The 19,935-nt window shown below is 60.9% G+C and carries 18 protein-coding genes; 15 read left to right on the top strand and 3 right to left on the bottom strand.

All coding sequences use genetic code 11. The annotated features are described in order from the left end of the window. Positions 1–86: 86 nt before the first annotated feature. Positions 87–1,391 (bottom strand): nicotinate phosphoribosyltransferase, encoded by a 1,305-nt coding sequence (pncB, locus tag LB577_RS27295; RefSeq protein ID WP_224689672.1) that lies wholly within the window; start codon positions 1,389–1,391, stop codon positions 87–89. A 134-nt stretch (positions 1,392–1,525) separates the two neighbouring features. Next, complete coding sequence (gene gcvA / locus LB577_RS27290) at positions 1,526–2,500, bottom strand: transcriptional regulator GcvA (RefSeq protein WP_140574285.1); 975 nt, start codon at positions 2,498–2,500, stop codon at positions 1,526–1,528. Between the two features lie 211 nt (positions 2,501–2,711). Between gcvA and speB the strand changes: the two genes are divergently transcribed. The 7 genes from speB to LB577_RS27255 all read left to right on the top strand — a co-directional run bounded on the left by speB (position 2,712) and on the right by LB577_RS27255 (position 9,916). After that, positions 2,712–3,773, top strand: a complete 1,062-nt coding sequence (gene speB / locus LB577_RS27285) for an agmatinase (RefSeq protein WP_224689671.1) — start codon at positions 2,712–2,714, stop codon at positions 3,771–3,773. Between the two features lie 81 nt (positions 3,774–3,854). Further along, positions 3,855–4,664, top strand: a complete 810-nt coding sequence (locus LB577_RS27280) for a transporter substrate-binding domain-containing protein (RefSeq protein WP_224689670.1) — start codon at positions 3,855–3,857, stop codon at positions 4,662–4,664. A gap of 6 nt (positions 4,665–4,670) precedes the next feature. Further along, positions 4,671–5,327, top strand: a complete 657-nt coding sequence (locus LB577_RS27275; protein WP_224689669.1) for an amino acid ABC transporter permease — start codon at positions 4,671–4,673, stop codon at positions 5,325–5,327. After that, positions 5,324–5,971, top strand: a complete 648-nt coding sequence (locus tag LB577_RS27270; protein ID WP_224689668.1) for an amino acid ABC transporter permease — start codon at positions 5,324–5,326, stop codon at positions 5,969–5,971. The genes LB577_RS27275 and LB577_RS27270 overlap by 4 nt, the downstream gene beginning before the upstream one ends. Before the next feature lie 301 nt (positions 5,972–6,272). Further along, complete coding sequence (locus LB577_RS27265) at positions 6,273–8,957, top strand: EAL domain-containing protein (protein WP_224689667.1); 2,685 nt, start codon at positions 6,273–6,275, stop codon at positions 8,955–8,957. Between the two features lie 162 nt (positions 8,958–9,119). Beyond that, positions 9,120–9,302, top strand: a complete 183-nt coding sequence (locus LB577_RS27260) for a hypothetical protein (RefSeq protein WP_224689666.1) — start codon at positions 9,120–9,122, stop codon at positions 9,300–9,302. A 179-nt stretch (positions 9,303–9,481) separates the two neighbouring features. Continuing rightward, the gene (locus tag LB577_RS27255; RefSeq protein WP_013891815.1) at positions 9,482–9,916 is read left to right on the top strand and encodes a peptidylprolyl isomerase; all 435 of its coding nucleotides are present in this window, start codon (positions 9,482–9,484) and stop codon (positions 9,914–9,916) included. A 66-nt stretch (positions 9,917–9,982) separates the two neighbouring features. Here LB577_RS27255 and LB577_RS27250 read toward each other — a convergent pair whose 3' ends face one another. After that, positions 9,983–11,386: an MATE family efflux transporter gene (locus tag LB577_RS27250; protein ID WP_224689665.1), complete on the bottom strand. Its 1,404-nt coding sequence runs from the start codon at positions 11,384–11,386 to the stop codon at positions 9,983–9,985. 309 nt (positions 11,387–11,695) lie between these two features. On the opposite strand from LB577_RS27250, the gene LB577_RS27245 reads away from it, so the two are divergent. The 8 genes from LB577_RS27245 to LB577_RS27210 all read left to right on the top strand — a co-directional run bounded on the left by LB577_RS27245 (position 11,696) and on the right by LB577_RS27210 (position 19,933). Further along, positions 11,696–12,919, top strand: coding sequence for an AAA family ATPase (locus tag LB577_RS27245; RefSeq protein WP_224689675.1), 1,224 nt, complete (start codon positions 11,696–11,698; stop codon positions 12,917–12,919). After that, the gene (locus LB577_RS27240) at positions 12,916–13,482 is read left to right on the top strand and encodes an RloB domain-containing protein (protein ID WP_224689664.1); all 567 of its coding nucleotides are present in this window, start codon (positions 12,916–12,918) and stop codon (positions 13,480–13,482) included. Before LB577_RS27245 ends, LB577_RS27240 begins: the two co-directional genes overlap by 4 nt. 49 nt (positions 13,483–13,531) lie before the next feature. Further along, positions 13,532–14,449: an AraC family transcriptional regulator gene (locus tag LB577_RS27235; protein WP_224689663.1), complete on the top strand. Its 918-nt coding sequence runs from the start codon at positions 13,532–13,534 to the stop codon at positions 14,447–14,449. A 229-nt stretch (positions 14,450–14,678) separates the two neighbouring features. Beyond that, entirely contained in the window at positions 14,679–15,950 is a 1,272-nt protein-coding gene (locus LB577_RS27230) for an ABC transporter substrate-binding protein (RefSeq protein ID WP_224689662.1), read from the top strand. A gap of 149 nt (positions 15,951–16,099) precedes the next feature. Further along, complete coding sequence (locus LB577_RS27225; RefSeq protein WP_224689661.1) at positions 16,100–16,966, top strand: carbohydrate ABC transporter permease; 867 nt, start codon at positions 16,100–16,102, stop codon at positions 16,964–16,966. Then, positions 16,963–17,775, top strand: coding sequence for a carbohydrate ABC transporter permease (locus LB577_RS27220; RefSeq protein WP_023765510.1), 813 nt, complete (start codon positions 16,963–16,965; stop codon positions 17,773–17,775). The genes LB577_RS27225 and LB577_RS27220 overlap by 4 nt, the downstream gene beginning before the upstream one ends. A gap of 15 nt (positions 17,776–17,790) precedes the next feature. Beyond that, a complete protein-coding gene (locus LB577_RS27215) occupies positions 17,791–18,837 on the top strand; it encodes an NAD(P)-dependent alcohol dehydrogenase (RefSeq protein ID WP_224689660.1) in 1,047 nt (348 codons plus the stop codon). A 7-nt stretch (positions 18,838–18,844) separates the two neighbouring features. Next, positions 18,845–19,933 carry an ABC transporter ATP-binding protein gene (locus LB577_RS27210; protein WP_224689659.1) on the top strand — a complete coding sequence of 363 codons (1,089 nt, stop codon included), beginning with the start codon at positions 18,845–18,847 and terminating at the stop codon, positions 19,931–19,933. Positions 19,934–19,935: the final 2 nt, after the last annotated feature.

The following is a 19,935-nucleotide window of genomic DNA, read 5'->3' as shown; positions in this document are numbered from 1 at the left end:
GTGGGGGAGATGTCCGGCAGGACAGAGGGGGGCGCGAAGGAACCCGGCATATCCAAGATTGCGATCTTGGCTGGCGTAGCCACCCCTCACACCTTGACCAGCTGCTCCACGCGATCCTTCTCGCCAAAAATCCTGAGATACCGCTCGATCTCCCTAGGGTTCCCGGTCGCCTTGGCCGGGTTGTCGGAAAGCTTCACCGCAGGCCTGCCATTGGCCTCGGTGACCTTGCAGACCAGCGATATGGCGTCCAGCCTGTTGGTTTCGATCGGTGCGCAGTCCTCGAAATCATTGGTCAGATTGGTGCCCCAGCCGAAGGACATGCGCACCTTGCCCTTGAAGTGGCGGTAGGTCTCCTCGATGGTCTCGACCTCGAGTCCGTCGGAGAAGATCAAAAGCTTCTGCTTGGGATCCTTGCCCCTCTCGCGCCACCAGGACAGGATCTTCTCGCCGCCTTCGATCGGCGGCGCGCTGTCGGGGCGGAAGCCGGTCCAGTCGGCGACCCAGTCCGGCGCATCGCGCAGGAACGAGGCGGTGCCGAAGGCATCGGGCAGCACGATCAGCAAATTGCCGCCATAGTAGCGCTGCCAGTCCTGCAGCACCTTGTAGGGCGACTGCTTCAGCTCCTTCTCCGATTTGGCAAGGGCGGCAAACACCATCGGCAGCTCGTGCGCGTTGGTGCCGAGCGCTTCGAGGTCGTTGTCCATGGCGAGCAGCACGTTGGAGGTGCCGGTGAAGGCTTCGCCGATGCCTTCCTTGAGCGCTTCGACACACCAGCGCTGCCACAGGAAGGAATGCCGCCGGCGCGTGCCGAAATCCGATATGCGGATGCCGGGCAGCGCCTTCAGCCGCTCGGTCTTGGCCCACATCTTGGCCTTGGCGCGGGCATAGAGCACATCGAGCGCGAACGGCCCGAAGGCCCGCATGGCGGCCCTCGATCGCAATTCGTTGATGATGGCGAGCGCCGGGATCTCCCACAGCGTGGTGTACATCCACGGCCCGCTGAAGGTCAGCTCATACTGGCCGTCGCGCTTCGACAGTTCGTAGTCGGGCAGCCGGAAGCCTTCCAGCCAGGCAAGGAACTCCGGCTCGAAGATCTGCTTGCGGCCGTAGAAATTGTTGCCGCCGAGCCAGATCATCTCTTTCTTGGAGAGGCGCAAGGTGCGGGCATGGTCGAGCTGTTCGCGCAGCTCGCCTTCGTCGATCTCGTCGGCGAGCCGCACCGAAGTCGTACGATTGATCAGCGAGAAGGTAGTGTCGACCTTGGGGTACATGCCCCAGATCATCTGCAGCATCAAAAGCTTGTAGAAATCCGTGTCGAGCAGGCTGCGCACGATCGGATCGAGCTTCCAGGTGTGGTTGTAGACGCGCCGCGCTATATCGGTTTTTGCCATGCTCGCTGCCGCCTTCGCTGCCTGCCATCCACAATCGCGACAGGCCTCATAGCATCGAATTGGCCAAAACGCTGCCCGCTTTCAGGCTGGCCCGACAAAAAGAACGGCCTGCGTATAGCCATCCGCAGCCGGCTTCAGCCCGCGGTCTTTGCGCCGATGACCTTGAGCGCCGGGCGCTTGCGGCGGCTGATGATACGGCCGGCGACCGGGGCGCCGGCGCGGCCGTCATCTCCGGCCTTCTCGGCGAACAGCCAGTCGATGAACACCTGCACGATCGGCGTCGCCCGCATTTCATTGCGGCAGACGACATAGAAATCATCGACCGCCGGTACCGACAGGCTGAACGGCGCGACCAGCATGCCCCTGGCCAGCAGCGCGCTTGCCGTGACGGAATCGCCCAGCGCCACGCCATGGCCGTGCACCGCGGCCTCGGTCGCCATGCGGGCATCGCCGAGATGATGGCGGCGGCCACGTTCGAGGTCCAATGCGTCGGCGGCGGCCAGCCAGGTGTGCCACTCGCGGCCGTCGTCGCCATGCAGGAAGACGTGGTCGGCAAGGTCCCTGACGCTGCGGATCGGGCGGTTGTTGATCAAGGTCGGGCTGACCACAGGAAACAGTTCGAGGCCCGACCATTTGCGCATCCAGCAATCGGTCCAGGTTCCGTTGCCATAGTGCACGCAGACATCGATATGCGGCGCACGGATATCCCTGGCGTCGTTGGAGGGGATGAGCGTCAGCTGGATGTCGGGATATTGCGCCGTGAAGCTGCCTAGCCTGGGCGTCATCCACAAAAGCAGCAGTGCCGGGACGCAGGACACCGACAGCGCGCCGCTGCTTGCCGGCCGCGTCAGCCGCTGCGTGGCCGCGGCGATGCCATCGAAAGCGGTCGATACCGCCGGCAGGAGTTCTGCACCATGCGGTGTCAGCTTGACCCGCTGGCCGACGCGTTCGAACAGCTTGACGCCGAGCGATTGCTCCAGCGCCTTGATCTGGTGGCTGACGGCACCATGCGTGACATTCAGCTCACTCGCCGCCTTGGTCAGCGAGCCATGGCGGGCCGTTGCCTCGAAGGCGCGCAGCGGGTTCAGGGGTGGCAGGCGCTTAGCCATCGGCATCCAGGTTGGTTGTGAGTTTTTCTCACAGGAAACACCCTAACAATATCAATTGCTTTTTCAAGGCGGCTGCCGGACACTTTGGCACGGAATAGCACCAAGACGTCAAATCTGCAGGCAGCCAGCGGGACAGCGACCCGGCCGGATGACGGCCAGTTCGCATCGGATCGTCGACGGATCGCACTGCATCAGCCCAGGAGGAGCGGATATGGGTTACGATCGCGGCAAGCTCGACGCGTTGCGTCGCAAATATGGCGAGAGCCATGGCGGCGAGATGTTCGACCCGAAGTTCCGCAAGGTCGCCGACAAGATCTTTTCCAAGAGCGGCACGCGGCTGGCGCCCTATGCCGGTATCCCGACCTTCCTTGCCGCGCCCTACCGCGAGATAGCGGCGGAGAATCCGGATTTCGGCGATTTGCAGGTGGCGATGATCGGCGTGCCGATGGACCTCGGCGTCACCAACCGGCCGGGCTCGCGCTTCGGGCCGAGGGCGCTGCGGGCCATCGAACGCATCGGCCCCTACAATCACGTGCTGGAATGCGCGCCGACGCATGAACTCAGGGTCGCCGACATCGGCGATACGCCCTTCCGCAGCCGCTATCGGCTCGAGACCAGCCATGAGGACATCGAACGCCGTACCAACCAGATCGTCGATGCTGGCGTCATTCCCTTGTCGGTCGGCGGCGACCATTCGATCAGCCATCCGATCCTGAAGGCCGTCGGCAAGAAGGCGCCGGTGGGCCTCATCCACATCGATGCCCATTGCGACACCAGCGGCCTGTTCGACATGACCAAGTTCCACCACGGCGGGCCGTTCCGCAACGCGGTGCTCGACGGCGTGCTCGACCCGACCCGCACCATCCAGATCGGCATCCGCGGCTCGGCCGAGTATCTGTGGGAGTTCACCTACGAGTCCGGCATGACGGTCGTTCACGCCGAGGAGGTGACCGGGCTCGGCATCCCGGCCATCATCGAGAAAGCGCGCAAGATCGTCGGCGACGGTCCAACCTATGTGTCCTTCGACATCGACAGCGTCGATCCGGCCTTCGCGCCGGGCACCGGCACGCCGGAAGTCGGCGGTCTGACCACGCGCGAAGTGCTGGAACTGCTGCGCGGCCTCAAAGGCCTTAACATTGTCGGCGGCGACGTCGTCGAGGTGGCGCCGCAATATGACGCCACCACCAACACCGCCCATGCCGCCGCCCAGGTGCTGTTCGAGATATTGAGCCTGATGGTGTTCAGCCCCGCAATTGCTGGCAAGAACGCCTGACGTTCGAAAACGCAAAGGCGGCCGCCGCGCTGGAGCCGGCGGCCGACCCAACAATCAAAGCTTCCAGACAGGGGAATGACAATGACAATCCGCACGACACTCAAATCATCCATCGCCGCCGTCCTGGTGCTCGGCGCCGCCAGTATGGGCTTCGCCACGCAGGCCGCCAACGCCGACGCGCTGGCTGATATCACCAAGGCCGGCAGCATCAATGTCGGCGTCTTCGCCGACTTCCCGCCCTTCTCCTCGGCCAGTGCCGACATGAGCCTCAAGGGCTACGACATGGACGTCGCGCAATACATCGCAGATACGCTCAAGGTGAAGCTCAATCCGGTCGCCGTCACCGGCCAGAACCGCATTCCCTATCTGAACGACCATCGCGTCGATATCCTGATGAGCGTTGGCTATTCGAAGGAGCGCGAGCAGGTCATCGACTTCGCCGCCGCCTACGCCCCCTATTACATCGCGGTGATCGGGCCGGCCGCGATGGCCGTCAAAGGCAAGGAAGACCTTGCCGACAAGTCGATCGCCGTCAACCGCGGCACGCTCGAAGACACCTCGCTGACCGAGGCCGCGCCCGCCTCGGCCGACATCAAGCGTTTCGACAATTACAATTCGGTGATCCAGGCCTTCATCTCCGGCCAGACCCAGCTGATGGTCGTCGGCAACGATGTCGGCGCGCAGGTGCTGGCCAAGCAGGACGCTCTGAAGCCGGAGCAGAAATTCCAGCTTCTCACCTCGCCCTCGCATATCGGGCTCAACAAGAATGAGGACGCCCTCAAGAAGGCAGTCAACGATGCCATCGCCAAGATGCTGGCCGACGGCAAACTGGACGAAAGCTCGAAAGCCTGGCTGAAGACCCCGCTCAACCCCGACAACCTCAAGGATTGAGTTTCCGTGGCCTTCGGCTGGCTCCCAGGTGCTGTGGGCGACATTGCCCACGGCGCCGCCACGACGATCCTATTGATCGCCGTCACAACGCTGGCCGGAACGCTGCTCAGCATCCTTGGCGCCGCGGGACGGCGGAACGGTCCCGTGCCGCTCAAACGGGCGATCGCCTGCTATGTCGAGGTGATGCGCAACACGCCGTTCCTGGTGCAGCTGTTCTTCATCTTCTTCGGCCTGCCGAGCCTCGGCATCAGGCTCGATCCGATCCTGGCCGCCATGCTGGCGATGACGCTCAATATGGCGGCTTACACCATCGAGATTGTCGGCGCCGGGCTCGACGCGGTGCCGGGCGGGCAGACGGAAGCAGCCCTTGCGCTCGGGCTGCGCCCCCGCCAGGTGTTCATCAAGATTGTGCTGCCGCAGGCGCTCACGATCATCTATCCGGCACTCACCAGCCAGATCGTCATCATGATGCTGGAATCGGCCGTGGTGTCGCAGATCGCGGTGCGTGAGCTGACCTACGAAGCCGACATGCTGCAGGCGCGCACCTTCCGCTCGTTCGAGACCTATTTCGTCGTGACGCTGGTCTATCTTCTGCTGTCGATGGCCTTGCGGCGGCTCCTGGTCACAGGCGGGCGCCAGGTTCTGGGGGCTGGCGTGTCATGATCGAGTTCACGCTTTGGGACATCATTCGCAACCTTCTCCTGGCCGCCCGGTGGACGGTGTTGTTGTCGCTGGCCGCCTTCATCTGCGGCGCGATTGTCGGCATGATTGTGCTGTTCTTCAGGATCTCCAAGAACACATGGAGCCGGCGCATCGCCTCGGGCTACATCGCGCTCTTCCAGGGAACGCCGCTGCTGATGCAGCTTTTCCTGATGTTCTTCGGCCTGCCGATGCTCGGCCTGCGCATCGAGCCATGGACGGCGGCCGTGCTCGGCCTGACCTTCTTCGCCAGCGCCTATCTCGCCGAGATATGGCGCTCCGGTGTCGACGCGCTGCCATTGGGTCAGTGGGACGCCGGCGCCAGCCTCGGCCTGCACTATCTGCAGGAGCTCAGGCTGATCATCCTGCCGCAGGCGTTCTCGATCACCCGCGCGCCGACGGTCGGCTTCCTGGTGCAGCTGATCAAATCGACGGCGCTGACCTCAATCATCGGCTTCGAGGAACTGGTCAGGACATCCAACGCCATCAACAACGCGACCTTCGAACCGTTCAAGGTCTACGGCTTGGTGGCGCTGATCTTCTTCGTCATGTGCTTTCCACTGACGCAGTACGCGCGGCGGCTGGAGAAGCGGGTGCAAGCTCGCTGAGCTGAGAGTATGAGGGCGCAGATGACTGTTGCGCTTCATGTCGGCCGTATAGATCAGCTTCACCGTTTCCCGAAAGCTGACGTCGCAGGCGGCCGCCTTGGGATCGTGGTGTCGCCACAAGCCGACTCGAGTCCCCGGCGGCAGAAGGCAATCACGGCTTCTCACCACGAGACCGATCGCAACGCGTTGGCAAAATCCTGTCCAATTCACCTGCGGTCAGTCAGTTTTCAATAACGTTTACGGGCTAGGCTCAATCTGGGTTTGTTGCTTTCGGAGGAGTAGCTAACCGGAGGAGCCCAGCTTGGCATCAAAATCAGCGAAGAAGGCGGTAGAAGATTCGGAGTCGGTAGGGCTTGCCGCATTGGCCAAACTGGTCAGGACTTCCTACGGAGGCCGCCAGTCCGATTTGGAAGCTAAACTTCAAAATCTCGAAGCTCAGGCCCTTCGGCTAGCGACTGTCATTGATAACATCTCCCAAGGTATCTGTTTATTCGATCCCGAGGAGCGGTTGATATTATCGAACCCTCGGTACTCTGAAATCTACCGGGTGCCGCCCGAGCGTCTTGTCCCGGGCATTACACTGCGGGAGATCGTGGTGCACCGCGTCGCCGCAGGGACATCCGCAATGTCGGTCGACGAATATCTTGCTTTGGCCAGGTCAGTTAATTCAGCTGCGATATCGCGAACGTGGGCTGCCGATCTTGCCGACGGACGAACGGTGCAAGTCTATCATCACCCTATGCCGGACGGAGGTTGGGTTTCGACCCACGAGGATGTCACCGAGCTAATCGCTACACGCCAGATAGTCGACGAGCGGATATCGCTGCAGACCTTGATCGACTGGGTACCCGATTATCTTTGGGTCAAAGATTCGGAAAGCCGCTTCATTGTGGCCAATAGGTCGCTCGCAGCTGACAGCGGACGCGAAACGACCCGCGACATGATTGGATTGACAGACTTCGATCTTCACGCCCCCGAACTTGCGAGCAAATTTCGAGCTGACGAATTGAGTGTTCTGCAGACAGGGCAGCCGATGATCGATGAGGAAGAATTCGTTGTCGATCGATCAGGGGCGGGCAAATGGCTTTCCTCAACCAAGGTACCGTTGCGCAACGACCGAAATGACGTCTTTGGCTTGGTCGGCATTGCTCACGACATAACAGGCCGCAAGCGGGAAGACATGCTCCGCACCGGGCAGGCGCAAATCCTTGAGATGATTGCGACCGGCGCGCCGCTGGACGACGTGCTGGACCGCCTGATGCATCTCATGGAATCGCAACTCACGGGGATTCTGGGTTCGGTGCTGCTCCTCGACAAGGAGGGCAGGCATCTGCGGCACGGCGCGGCGCCGAGCTTGGCGGAAGGGTACATAAATGCCATCGATGGAGTCGCCATCGGACCCAAGGTCGGATCTTGCGGGACCGCTGTGTTTCGACGCGAACCGGTTGTAGTTGCGGACATCATGCGAAATCCTCTCTGGGAGGATTATCGCGACCTGGCGGAGAGGTACGGTTACCGCTCTTGCTGGTCCACCCCGATAGTTTCCCACCAAGGCGCTGTTCTGGGTGTCTTTGCAATGTACTCTATGACGGTTCGTGAGCCCGCGGAGGCCGAGACCCGTCTGATCAACTTTACCACTCGCATCGCCGGCATCGCCATTGAGCGCAAGAAGGCGGAAGACCAGATCCACTTCATGGCTAACCATGATGTGCTTACCGGACTGCCCAATCGAGCCCTGCTTCAGGACCGACTTTCGCAAGCGATTTTACACGCCGAAAGATATGATCGCTGGGTTTCGGTCGTCTTCATCGATCTGGACAATTTTAAGCTCATCAATGACACACTCGGCCACAACGCAGGCGACAGGCTGCTCAAAACGGCCGCCGAACGGATGGTGGGGTGCATCAGTTCGACCGATACTATTGTTCGACTTGGCGGTGACGAGTTCGTCCTTGTGCTTTCGGATCAACCGAAGAACGTCGACCTCATCGCAGAAACGCTGCAGAAACTCCGCACAGCAATAGCGGAGCCGCTTCAATTGGGCGACCATTGCGTAAGGGCGACAGCAAGCTTCGGTATCGCAAATTACCCAAAAGATGGAAAAGCCCCGGAAAGCCTCGTGGCCAATGCCGATGCTGCAATGTATCGGGCGAAAGAGGTCGGGCGCGACAACTTCCAGTTCTATGCTCCTGAGTTCAACACCAGGGCCCATGAACGCTTCTTATTGCAGGAAGAGCTTCGAAATGCGCTGGAACGATCAGAGTTCGAACTTTTGTATCAGCCGCAGATAGATCTCCGATCCGGGCAGATCATGGCCGTAGAAGCGCTGATACGCTGGACCCATCCAACACACGGGACGATGGCTCCAGTTGGCTTCATCCCCACGGCCGAGGAGACAGGCCTGATCGTACCCATAGGCGATTGGGTCCTGCATGAGGCTTGTCGACAGAACAAGGCATGGCAAGATATCGGATTGGAGCCGATCACCGTTTCCGTGAATGTCTCGGCTCGCCAGTTCAGTGAAAAAAACCTGGTTGAACGTGTCGTTCACGCGCTCAATGAGAGCGACCTGGAGGGCTGCTATCTCGAACTTGAGCTCACAGAGAGCCTGATCATGCAGGATGTCGGTCTGGCAGTCACAACGATGAACAAACTCCAAAGCTTAGGGGTTCAGATTTCGATCGACGATTTCGGCACAGGGTATTCAAGCTTGACTGCTCTCAAGACATTTCCAATCGCACGGCTAAAAATCGACAAGTCCTTCATCGACGACGTCGCTACGAACGAAGACGATCAGGCGGTTGCGAGTGCCGTCATATCGCTCGGTCAAAAACTGAATATGAGAGTCATTGCGGAAGGAGTCGAGACTGACGAGCAGGTGGCGTTTCTCCGCAAAAACAATTGCGATGAGATGCAGGGTTATCACTTCAGCAAACCGGTATCCTCCCGACAGATCGAAAGGTTGCTGGAGGGCCGCAGCAGATAGCTCAGATTGCATTGATCACCGACGCCGACCGAAAAGGCTTTAGCCCTCACGCGATGGCGATCCATACAAGTGTGAATGAGTAGAGGCGGTCGCAGCCGCCCATCGATTCCCCTGCGCCGTCGAGGGGTTTGCGGAAATCTGGACTGGCCCGACTGAGGGGGCATGACCGCCTACGCGATTTTCGAACCGTTCAAGGTCTACGGCCTGGTGGCGCTGATCTTTCTTCGCCATGCGCTTTCTATTGACGCAGTACGCCCGCCGTCTGGAGAAGCGCGCGTCGGCGCACTGAGCCGCGAGGACGTTGTATTGGCCCGGCATCGACGGCATCGACGGCGACTACATTAAGCGATTTTCGGTGGTGAAGGCGGCACACGGGGAAGCCGGTTGGCAGCTCCAGCGCTTTACATCTGCGGCCGGGCACCTAGTTTTAGTGTTTCGCGCCGTGCACCTCAGTGTGTGGATGATCGAAAACGGACCGCGACCTCTGGCCGGTCCCCTCAAAAGCTCCCAAAAGGATGACTGCCATGACACAGGCCAAGAATGGCGACACCGTGCGCATCAATTATACTGGACGTCTGGCCGACGGCACTCAATTCGACGCTTCCGGCGGCGAACCGTTGCAATTCACCCTGGGTGAAGGGCAGGTGATCGCCGGTCTCGAAACCCATGTCGAGGGCATGGAGGTCGGCGCGAAAAGCACCGTCACCGTTCCCGCCGAAGCCGCCTATGGCCCCCACCGCCCCGAAGCTGTCATGACCATCGACCGCGCCCGCGTGCCGGATAACATCAATGTCGATATCGGTACTCGATTGCAGGTCAGAACCAGCGAAGGGCGCCCCATGCCGGTGACGGTCGTCGGCGTGAACGACGCCAGCGTCAAGCTGGATGGCAATCATCCGTTGGCCGGAAAGGATCTGGTGTTCGACGTTGAACTGGTCGAGATCGTCCAGGCGGCGTAGTTCCGGCGTCAACGGGATGAATCCCGGCTGAAAGTTCGGTGGCGGGCAACCGGCGACGGTCTGATCTCAATGCCCGAACACCAGTGGCGGTGCGATCCTGTCGCGCCGCAGCCAGCGCGCCAGAAGCAGGGCCGCCACCACGGCCAGTCCCGAAGATAGGCCGATCCAGATGCCGACCCCGTGGAAGCCGAAATGGAAGGCGAGCAGCACGCCGAGCGGCAGGCCGACGCCCCAATAGCCGATCGCTGCATAGATCATCGGCACCTTGGTGTCGTGCAGGCCGCGCAGCATGCCGGCAGCCACCGCTTGCGCGCCGTCAAACACTTGGAAGAGGGCAGCAAACACCAGGAACGACACGGCAAGCGCGATCACCCTGGCATTGGCCGGGTTGGCGAGATCGATGAAGGCGCTGATCAAAAGGTGCGGCCACAGCACCATTACCAAGCCCATCAGCGCCATGAACGAGACGCCGATGACGAAGGCGGTCCAACCGGCGCGCGACACGCCTTCCGGATTGCCGGCGCCATGGGCAAGACCAACGCGCACCGTCACCGCCTGGTTGAGGCCAAGCGGCACCATGAAGGAGATCGAGGCGATCTGGATGGCGATGGCGTGCGCGGCAAGCGAGTCCGCGTCGATCAGGCCCATCAGCAGCGCCGCCGCATTGAAGATCGTCACCTCGAAGGCAAGGATGCCGGCGATCGGCAGACCGAGCCGCAGCAGGCCCTTGAAGCGCGGCCAGTCGGACCGCCAGAAGCGGCCGAACAGGCGGTAGCGCCGGAACTTCTTCTCCAGCATCACCACAACAGCCATGCCGGTGAACATCAGCGTCGAGGATAGCGAGGTGGCAAGGCCCGAGCCGGCGATGCCCATCGACGGCACGCCGAGACTGCCGAACATGAACACCCAGTTGAAGAAGGCGTTGCAGGCGACGGCGACGAAGACGATGACCAGCGCCCAGCCCGGCCGCTCCAGCGCCGAGATGAACGAGCGCAGCACGATATAGCCATAGAAGGGCAGCACCGCCCATTCGAGCCAGCGCAGGTAAATGCCGGCCTGATGCGCCAGGGCCGGTTCCTGGCCCATGGCCAGAAGGATGGCCTCGCCATGCCAGAGCACCAGCCAGATCGGGATCGAGATCAGGATCGCCAGCCACAGGCCCTGGCGCACGGTGCGGCGCAGGTCGCGCACCGAATGGCGGCGGCGGCCAAGCTCGGTGGCGATCATCGGCGAGGTCGCCAGCATCAGGCCGAGGCCGAAGATCAGCGGCATGAAATAGAGATTGGCGCCAAGCGCGCCGCTGGCCAGCGTGTCCGGCCCCAAACGCCCCATCATCATGACGTCGGTCGCCGTCATCGCGGTCTGGCCGAGATTGGTCAGCACCATCGGCCAGGCGAGCGCCAGCGTCGCCCTGATTTCCTGACGCCAAAGGTTTTCCGGCGCGCGAGCGCCGGCTTCGATCGCAGACATTGTTCCGCTCTTTCCAGATACGGCACGTCGGCATTAAAGCCGGAAGCCGCATGTCAAACGGCAAAACCTTCGGTTTCGCGGCGTTTGCGTCAGCTTTTGGACGAAACGCGACATGAAGGCAAGGGAGGAGGGGCGGGAACAGATTGAGCCAAGGAGCTCAGCTTTGACCGTGGTGGGGAGATTTGGGTGTCGTCTTGCATCATACCCATTGTGTGAAATTCTCACCCATATCGCCCATCTTTGTGAGCCTACTCTTCAGTTTGACATTTTTTTGTTGAAGTTCGGCTGTAAGGTCTTATCTTGTGCGCTATGCTGTATCGGCTTGAGATTGAGAATTTTTATTCCGTGCGGGACTTACAGGTGCTCGATCTTCGGATACCGAAGAATGTGCCTGACTACCCGGAGCGGTTCGCTCCAATTTTTCCAGGAGCAGATGAAAGAGCCCCCAAAGTGGTGGCGCTTTTCGGAGCGAATGGCTCAGGCAAATCTTCTGTACTGAAAGCGCTGGCCTTCATTCCTTGGTTTTTGAGGGAGAGTTTTCAAAACAAAGGCGCTTTGCCATGTGAGCGCTTTAACGATGAAGAATCTGCCAATAGACCAATCCGCCTCGCGATCGAGGCAGGCGGATTGATGGATTTGTCGTTTGCAGCGCAGAACGCTGTTACGCATGACAATAGCGATTTTGGAACGTATCGCTATGAACTTGAGCTATTGCCGAAGAATGGTGAAATTCGGACCGTTACGCGCGAAGTGCTTCGCCAAAAGCGGAATGGACAGGGGAAATGGCTGAAGGTTTTTGAACGCGAGAGCGACAAAACTATCCAGGGGTCACGGGCATTCGCTCTTTCCGGGTTCAGCCAAGTGATCGATAAAGTTAGGCCGGATGCAAGCGTCGTTGCCACACTTGCATTGTTTGAACACGAACCTTCGAAGGTACTTTTGCAGGCTGCTGAGGCCGTTTTCAGGAATATCTGGACTGATCATATCGACTTTACTGATCGGGACGTAGTGCAATTTCTAGCTCAGAACCCGTCCGCTGTTGAAGCTCTCAATCGGGAGCTTCAACGCATTGACGTCGGCGTAGAGCAGATGCAGATAGTGCAGACAGCGACCGGACCTACCGCTCTATTCAAACATGAAGGCCTGCATGTGAATATGCCATGGCAATTGGAGAGCCAAGGCACCAGATCCTTCATCAAGATTTTCCCCCTCTTGCAGCTTGCATTGCAGAAAGGGGGGATCGCGATCGTCGATGAACTCGATCTTTCTATCCACCCATTGATCTTGCCCGAGATCGTGCGGTGGTTCTACGACAAGGAGAGGAACCCTTATGCGGCTCAGCTATGGGCGTCGTGCCATTCAGTTTCCCTGCTTGATGATCTGACCAAGGAAGAGATCGTTTTTTGCGAGAAGGACCGCTTGGGAATATCGCGAATCTATAGCTTGATGGACGTGCAGGCTGTCAGGAGGAGCGACAACCTCTACAAGAAGTACCTTAGTGGAACATATGGGGCGGTTCCGCAAATCGGATGAGGCGGCGCGGGACAATCATACCGCCTCGCATTCCGATTTTTCTCGGCTGCGAAGGGGAGTCCGAACAAGCCTACGGCCAGTTCTTAAATACCATAGTCAGAGAGTCGAACCTGCCATTTCATATCGAGGTGGTGAATCTCAACCCTGGCGCGGGTGATCCAGTTGCTCGCATCAAGCGAGCCGAGCAGGAAGTGAAGCGCCGCAGTAATCGTCGAGCCGAATTTAGGTTCAAAACGATTTTAATGGATTCGGATCAAATCGAAAATGATCACCAGAGACCCCAACAGGTCGAGACGCTGGCCGCCAGTTGCGGCATCTCCATTGTATGGCAGCAACCCTGCCACGAAGCTTTTTTGTTACGACACTTTGAAGGATACCATAATCACCGCCCTGCTACGCCAACTCTCGCACTAACCGCGTTACTGGAAGTTTGGCCAGACTACAAAAAGCCGATGACCAGCCTGCAGGTCTCCAGGAAGATATCCATGGCTGGAGTTCACCGAGCCGCAACTGACGACGCGGCCTTAAAAACATTTCTTCGTCGAATTCGCCTCATCGTCTGAGCTGATCGCAAGCGGCACTACCGCGATAGGTAGATAACTAGGAGGCAGCATGCCGTTCAAACGCAGGAGGAACCCGGTTGCGACGCTGCGCACGGCGCCGGCCTTCGAACATATCGTCACCGAGGCGAGCGACAGTTTCCTGTGGCGGCTGGACGACTATCCGTGGGAGCGCAATGTCTGGAACTTCCATCCGGAATACGAAATCCACCTGCTGCGGAAATCCTCCGGCGTGGTCCTGGTCGGCGATCATATCGGCGAGTTCGGGCCGGGTTACCTGACCATCGTCGGCGGCGGGCTGCCGCACGACTGGGTCACGGCGGTGCAGCCGGGCGAACTGATCGAGGGCCGCGACATCGTCCTGCAGTTCGATGCGCAGAGGTTGCGCGGCTCGGCCGGTCTGTTGCCTGAATTGCGCGAACTGGAGCCGTTCCTCGAGCGGTCGCTGCGCGGCATGGTCTTCCATGGCCGCACCGCGCTGGAAGGCGCCGCGCTTATGGAGCGGATGGGAACCGTGCATGGGCTCGCCCGCCTCTGCCTGTTCCTCGAACTGGTCGATCTCCTCGCCAGGACCGACGAATACGAACTGCTGTCGTCGCCGGATTTCTCGCCGGTCCTGGATGCCGCTTCGCTGGACATCATCCAGCGCGCGCTGACCTATCTCTTCCAGCATTTCGCCGAGGACCTGAAGCTGCCGGAAGTGGCGGAACTCGCGGGGATGACCGAGAGCACATTCTCGCGCTTCTTCCAGAAGAACACCGGCAACTCCTTCAGCGACCACCTCGCCAAGCTCCGGCTGTGGCAGGCCTGCAAGCTGTTGGCCGACACCGATATTCCGATCACCGACATCTGTTTCCAGGTCGGCTACATGAACATCTCGAACTTCAACCGTGCGTTCATGCGCAAGCACAAGATGACACCGTCGTCCTATCGCAAGCTGTCGCGGCAGCGGCTGACGATGCGCCCATAAACCGCCATTTCAGGTGCAATCGGTACTCACGTGAATGGTGCCCTGGATGGGTGCCCTTTTTTGCGCTGCACAATGCATAAAAGTACCGGTCTGCTGCAACGGAGCTTCTAGCACGAGGCGCCGCAACTCCGCATTTTGGCGATGGGTGGCATGTCGCTCGGGCGATGGTGAGGATCGCTGAACCGAGGACTTTGCGCTTCCTGCGAAGTGTTCCTGGAGGAGAAAGACCATGAAACCAGTTCGGCTCGCTGCCAGCCTTGGCGCAGCTTTTTTGCTTTCCGCTACCGTTTCCACCCTTGCGCTTGCGCAGGCACCGGTCTGCTCGGCGCCGGTCAAGGTGCTGGCTCAGCCACGTGATGGCCTGACCCTTCTGGAGGACTCCAAGGCCGAGTTCGAGAAGCTAGCCGGCGCCGGTTTCCAGATCGATTATCTGAACGAGAACGACCGCCGGGCCAAATCGCGTGCCGATGCGTCTACTGTCGGCAACTACAATGTCTATTATGTCGACGAAGCCAACGTCGCGTTGTTTGCCTCCTCGAAATGGATCGTGCCGCTGACCGATTACTATCCGGCTGACTATGACTACGCCGACTTCGATCCTGGCCGCCAGAAGGTCGCGACCTATGACGGCAAGGTGTGGTTTGCGCCGCTGACCGGTGGCGGCGACCTGATGGTCTACCGCAAGGACGTGCTTGAAGCCGCCGGCATCCAGCCGCCAAAGACGCTGGACGAGCTGATCGCCGATGTGCCGAAGCTGACCAATCCGGACAAGGGCATGTACGGCATCGCGCTGCGCGGCGCACGCGGCTCGGGCGCCAATGTCTGGCGCTGGATGCCGTTCTTCAAGGCCTATGGCGGCAAGTGGTTCGACGGCGACAAGCCGGCTTTCAATTCGGATGCGGCGGTCAAGGCAACCGAGACCTATCTGAAGCTGTTCAAGGATTCTGCGCCCGGCACGCAGACCGGCAGCTGGGATGAATCGACCGGCGCCTTCCTGTCGGGCCAGGTCGCCATCCTCGTCGAATCGACGCCGCTGTCCGGCATGGCGGTCGACCCGAAGACCTCGCAAGTGGTCGGCAAGATCGGCTTCCTGCCGCCGCCATCGCCGCTCACCGGCGGCGGCTATGGCCATGGCCTCGCCATCGCCGCGAAGGCCAATGCCGACGATGCCTCGAAGAAATGCGCCGGCCTGTTCATCGCCTGGGCGACTTCGAAGGAAAACGAGAAGCGTCGGCTCGATGCCCACCAGTTCGGTGAGCTGAACCGCACCAGCGTCCTGTCCAGCAAGGAATTCTCCGATATCTACGGCGCCGATCTCGGACAGGCGCTGGCCGAAACCGGCAAGGTCACGGCGGTCAACTTCTGGCAGGACCCGCGCTGGCCGGATCTCGGCGACCGCTGGGGCATCATCCTCGAGGAACTGGTCACCGGCACCCGCACCGACATCAAGGGCGGCCTCAACGAACTCGAGGCCTATGCCAACGATCTGGTGAAGAAATAAGCCATCCTCCCCCCGCGGCGCACGGTCCACGGCATTCAAGCGGATGTCGGGACCTGTGCGCCGCGGGTTCCCGTCATTGCCGTTCGAGCAGCCATCGCGAAAAGGTCCAGCCATGCTCAATCGCTCGAGACGCAGCCAGGGATAGACAGATGCCGCGACGCTCCTCCTTGCCGGTCACGTTTGTGGTGCCGACGCTCGTCATTCTCTTGATCCTGTCGATGGTGCCGACGCTCTATGCCATTGTCATCGCCCTGCAGAACCGCGAGCTCTCTTCGACAGCCTATTCCTATGTCTGGCTCTCGAATTTCGCCGACCTGTTCGCCGACCGACGCTTTCTCAACGCCGTCTGGGTGTCGGTGAAATGGGAGTTCGTCACCGTTGTCGCGACGATGGCCGTGGCCATTGGCCTCGGCGTCCTGATGTTCGAGGTCGCCAGCCCACGCCTGCGCAATGTCTACTGCCTGCTGTTCATCATCCCGGTGCTGCTGCCGCGCGTTTCGGCGGCCTTCGTCTGGAAGTTCGCCTATCACCCGCTCTACGGCATCGCCACCTACCCTTATCGCCTGCTGACCGGCGGGCTGATCTTCGACCCACTCTCCAAGCCGGCGACGGGGTTGTTCGCCGTCGCCTCGGTCGATGTCTGGCAATGGGGCCTGTTCTTCGCCGTCATCGTCCTGAAGCTCCTGGAAACGCTGCCGCCGCAGCCGATCGAGGCCGCGCGGCTTGACCATGCCAGGCGCTGGCAGATCCACGCCTATGTGACCTTGCCGATGCTCAAGGCGCCGCTGATCAGCCTGATGTTCGTCAAGATGATCGAATCACTGCGCTCCTTCGACCTGATCTATGTCATGACCCGCGGCGGCCCGGGCGTGGCCACCGAAACCCTCGACATGTACGCCTTCTCGCAAGGCTTCATCGAATCCGGCAAGGTGTCCTACGCCTCGGCGATGGCCGTGCTGATGATGATCGCCACCGTCATCACCTTTACCATGCTGTGGAAGCGGGTGCAGGCATGAGGCCGGGTAGGCTCATCGGCAAGGCCGTGCTGGCATTTGCCGGCTTCATGGCTGTGTTTCCGCTGCTGTGGACAGCTCTCAATTCGCTGAAGAACAATGTCGACATCATCACCCGCGTCCCGCGCCTGGTGTTCACGCCGACCCTTGCCAACATCAGCTACATCATCGGCCGCGACAGCGTCATGACCGGTCTCTACAACTCGGTCATCGCCTGCGGGGTCGCGGTGCTGATCGGCGTGGTGCTCGGCCTGCCGGCCGCCTACGCCGTCGCGCGCTATCCCAACCGCTGGGCCGGCGACATCCAGTTCTTCGTGCTGTCGCTGCGCTTCCTGCCGCCGGTGGCGGTCGCCATCCCGCTGATGGTGATCTGGCTTCAGCTCGGGCTTTATGACACGCTGGCGGCGCTGATCGTCACCTATTCGCTGCTCACCATCTCGGTGATCATGTGGCTGGCCATCCCCGCCTTCCAGGCCGTGCCGAAGGAGGTCGAGGAAGCCGCCTTCGTCGATGGCTACGGCGCCTATTCGGTGTTCTGGCGGATCGCACTGCCCGTGGCTGCCCGCTCCCTGGCGGGCGCGGTCGCCTTCAGCTTCGTGCTGGTCTGGAACGAGTTCCTGATCGCGCTGATGCTGTCCAGCTCCAACGCTAAGACCTTGCCGATCGTCGCTTCGGAACTGTCCCAGCAAGGCATGAACGTGCCGTGGGGGATCCTCAACGCCTCGGTCGTGCTTTTGTCGCTGCCGCCGCTTTTGTTTCTCGGCGTGCTCAGCGGCTTCCTGAATTCCGTTTTCCGGCAAAAAAAGACTTGAAGCGAGGACGATACGATGCGGGCACTGGTGCTTGAGAAAAAGGGTGAGCTGGCCTTGCGCGAGATCGCGTTGCCGCTCGATGTCGGGCCGGACGACGTCAGGATCGCCATCCACACGGTCGGTGTCTGCGGCAGCGACGTGCATTACTACACCCACGGCGCCATCGGCAGCTATGTCGTGCGCGCGCCCATGGTGCTCGGCCACGAAGCGTCCGGAACGATTATCGAAATCGGCGCCAACGTCAGGACGCTGAAGGTCGGCGACCGCGTCTGCATGGAGCCGGGCGTGCCGAACCTGTCATCGCGCGCGACAAAGCTCGGCATCTACAATGTCGACCCGGACGTCACTTTCTGGGCGACGCCGCCGGTGCATGGCATTCTCGCCCCTGAAGCCGTCCATCCGGCGGCGTTCACCTACAGGCTGCCGGACAATGTCTCCTTCGCCGAAGGCGCGATGGTCGAACCTTTCGCCATCGGCATGCAGGCGGCCGCCCGCGCACGCATCGTTCCGGGCGACGTCGCCGTCGTCGTCGGCTGCGGCCCGATCGGCATCATGATCGCGTTGGCGGCTCTCGCCGGCGGTTGCTCGAAGGTGCTGATTTCCGACTTCTCCGCCCCCAAGCTCGAAATCGGGGCGCGTTATCCCGGCATCGTTCCGGTCAACATCGGCGAACAGTCGCTGGCCGATGCGGTGGCGGCAGCGACCGACAATTGGGGAGCCGATATCGTCTTCGAGGCCAGCGGCAGCCCAAAGGCGTTCACCAATTTGTTCGACGTCGTGCGCCCCGGCGGCGCGGTGGTCCTGGTCGGGCTGCCGGTGGAGCCGGTGGCCCTCAACGTGCCGGCGGCCATATCGAAGGAAGTACGCATCGAGACGGTGTTCCGCTACGCCAACATCTTCGACCGCGCCTTGCAGCTCATCGCATCGGGCAAGGTCGACCTCAATCCGCTGATCACCGGCACCTATGATTTCTCCGACAGCATCGCGGCGTTCGAGCGGGCGGCGGCCGGCAAGCCGGAAGACGTCAAGCTGCAGATCCTGATTTCGAGCGAGAAGGCCTGACCAGACCATGTCCGCGATCGTCTGTTCCCATGTCGACAAATCCTACGGCGCCACGTCAGTCATCCGCGACCTGAACCTCGCCATCGAGGATCACGAGTTCGTCGTCTTCCTCGGCCCGTCCGGTTGCGGCAAGTCGACCCTGCTCAGGATGCTGGCCGGCCTGGAGGACATCAGCGGCGGCGAGGTCTCGATCGGCGGCAAGGTGGTCAACGACCTCGATCCCGGCGATCGCGGCATCGCCATGGTGTTCCAGAACTACGCGCTCTACCCGCACATGACGATCTTCGACAACATCGCCTTCGGCCTGAAGCGGCAGAAGGTGCCGAAGGCCGAGATACAGAAGCGCGTCGAGGCGGTCTCGAAGACCCTGGGTCTCGACCCCTATCTCGGCCGCAAGCCCGCCGAACTGTCCGGCGGCCAGCAGCAGCGCGTCGCCATCGCCCGTGCCATGATCAAGACGCCGAAGGTGTTCCTGTTCGACGAGCCGCTGTCCAATCTCGATGCCAAGCTGCGCAACCACATGCGCGTCGAGATCGCTAGGCTGCACCAGTCGTTGAACACGACCACCGTCTACGTCACCCACGACCAACTTGAGGCGATGACGCTCGCCGACCGTATCGTGCTGCTGCGCGACGGCAGGATCGAGCAGATCGGCTCGCCAGCGGAAATCTACGAGCGGCCGGGCAATCTGTTCGTTGCCGGCTTCATCGGAACGCCGAACATGAATTTCATCGATGTGACGGTGGGCCGGAAAGGCAATGGCTGGACGCTGACCAATGGCGCGACTGTCTTCACCGTCGATGGCTCGCGCTTCAAGCTTCAGCACGGCGAGCAGGCGGTGCTTGGGATCCGGCCTCCCGATCTGAGGATCGCGGCAGCCGACCGCTCCGAAAATGTCCTGGCGGGAACCGCCGATCTCATCGAATTCCACGGCAATGATGCGCTGGTGACGTTCGCTCTCGGCGGCAAGGAGATCAGCGCGCTGGTATCAAGCCGCGCCTGTCCCGTTGTCCGCAGCGATGTCCGCTATACGTTCGACGAATCGAACATGCATCTGTTCGATGCCAAATCCGGCCTGTCCTTGCTGGCACGGTAGGG

Source organism: Mesorhizobium sp. B283B1A, assembly GCF_020165735.1.
Classification (GTDB): Bacteria; Pseudomonadota; Alphaproteobacteria; order Rhizobiales; family Rhizobiaceae; genus Mesorhizobium; species Mesorhizobium opportunistum.
This window is presented reverse-complemented; position numbering and strand designations above follow the sequence as displayed.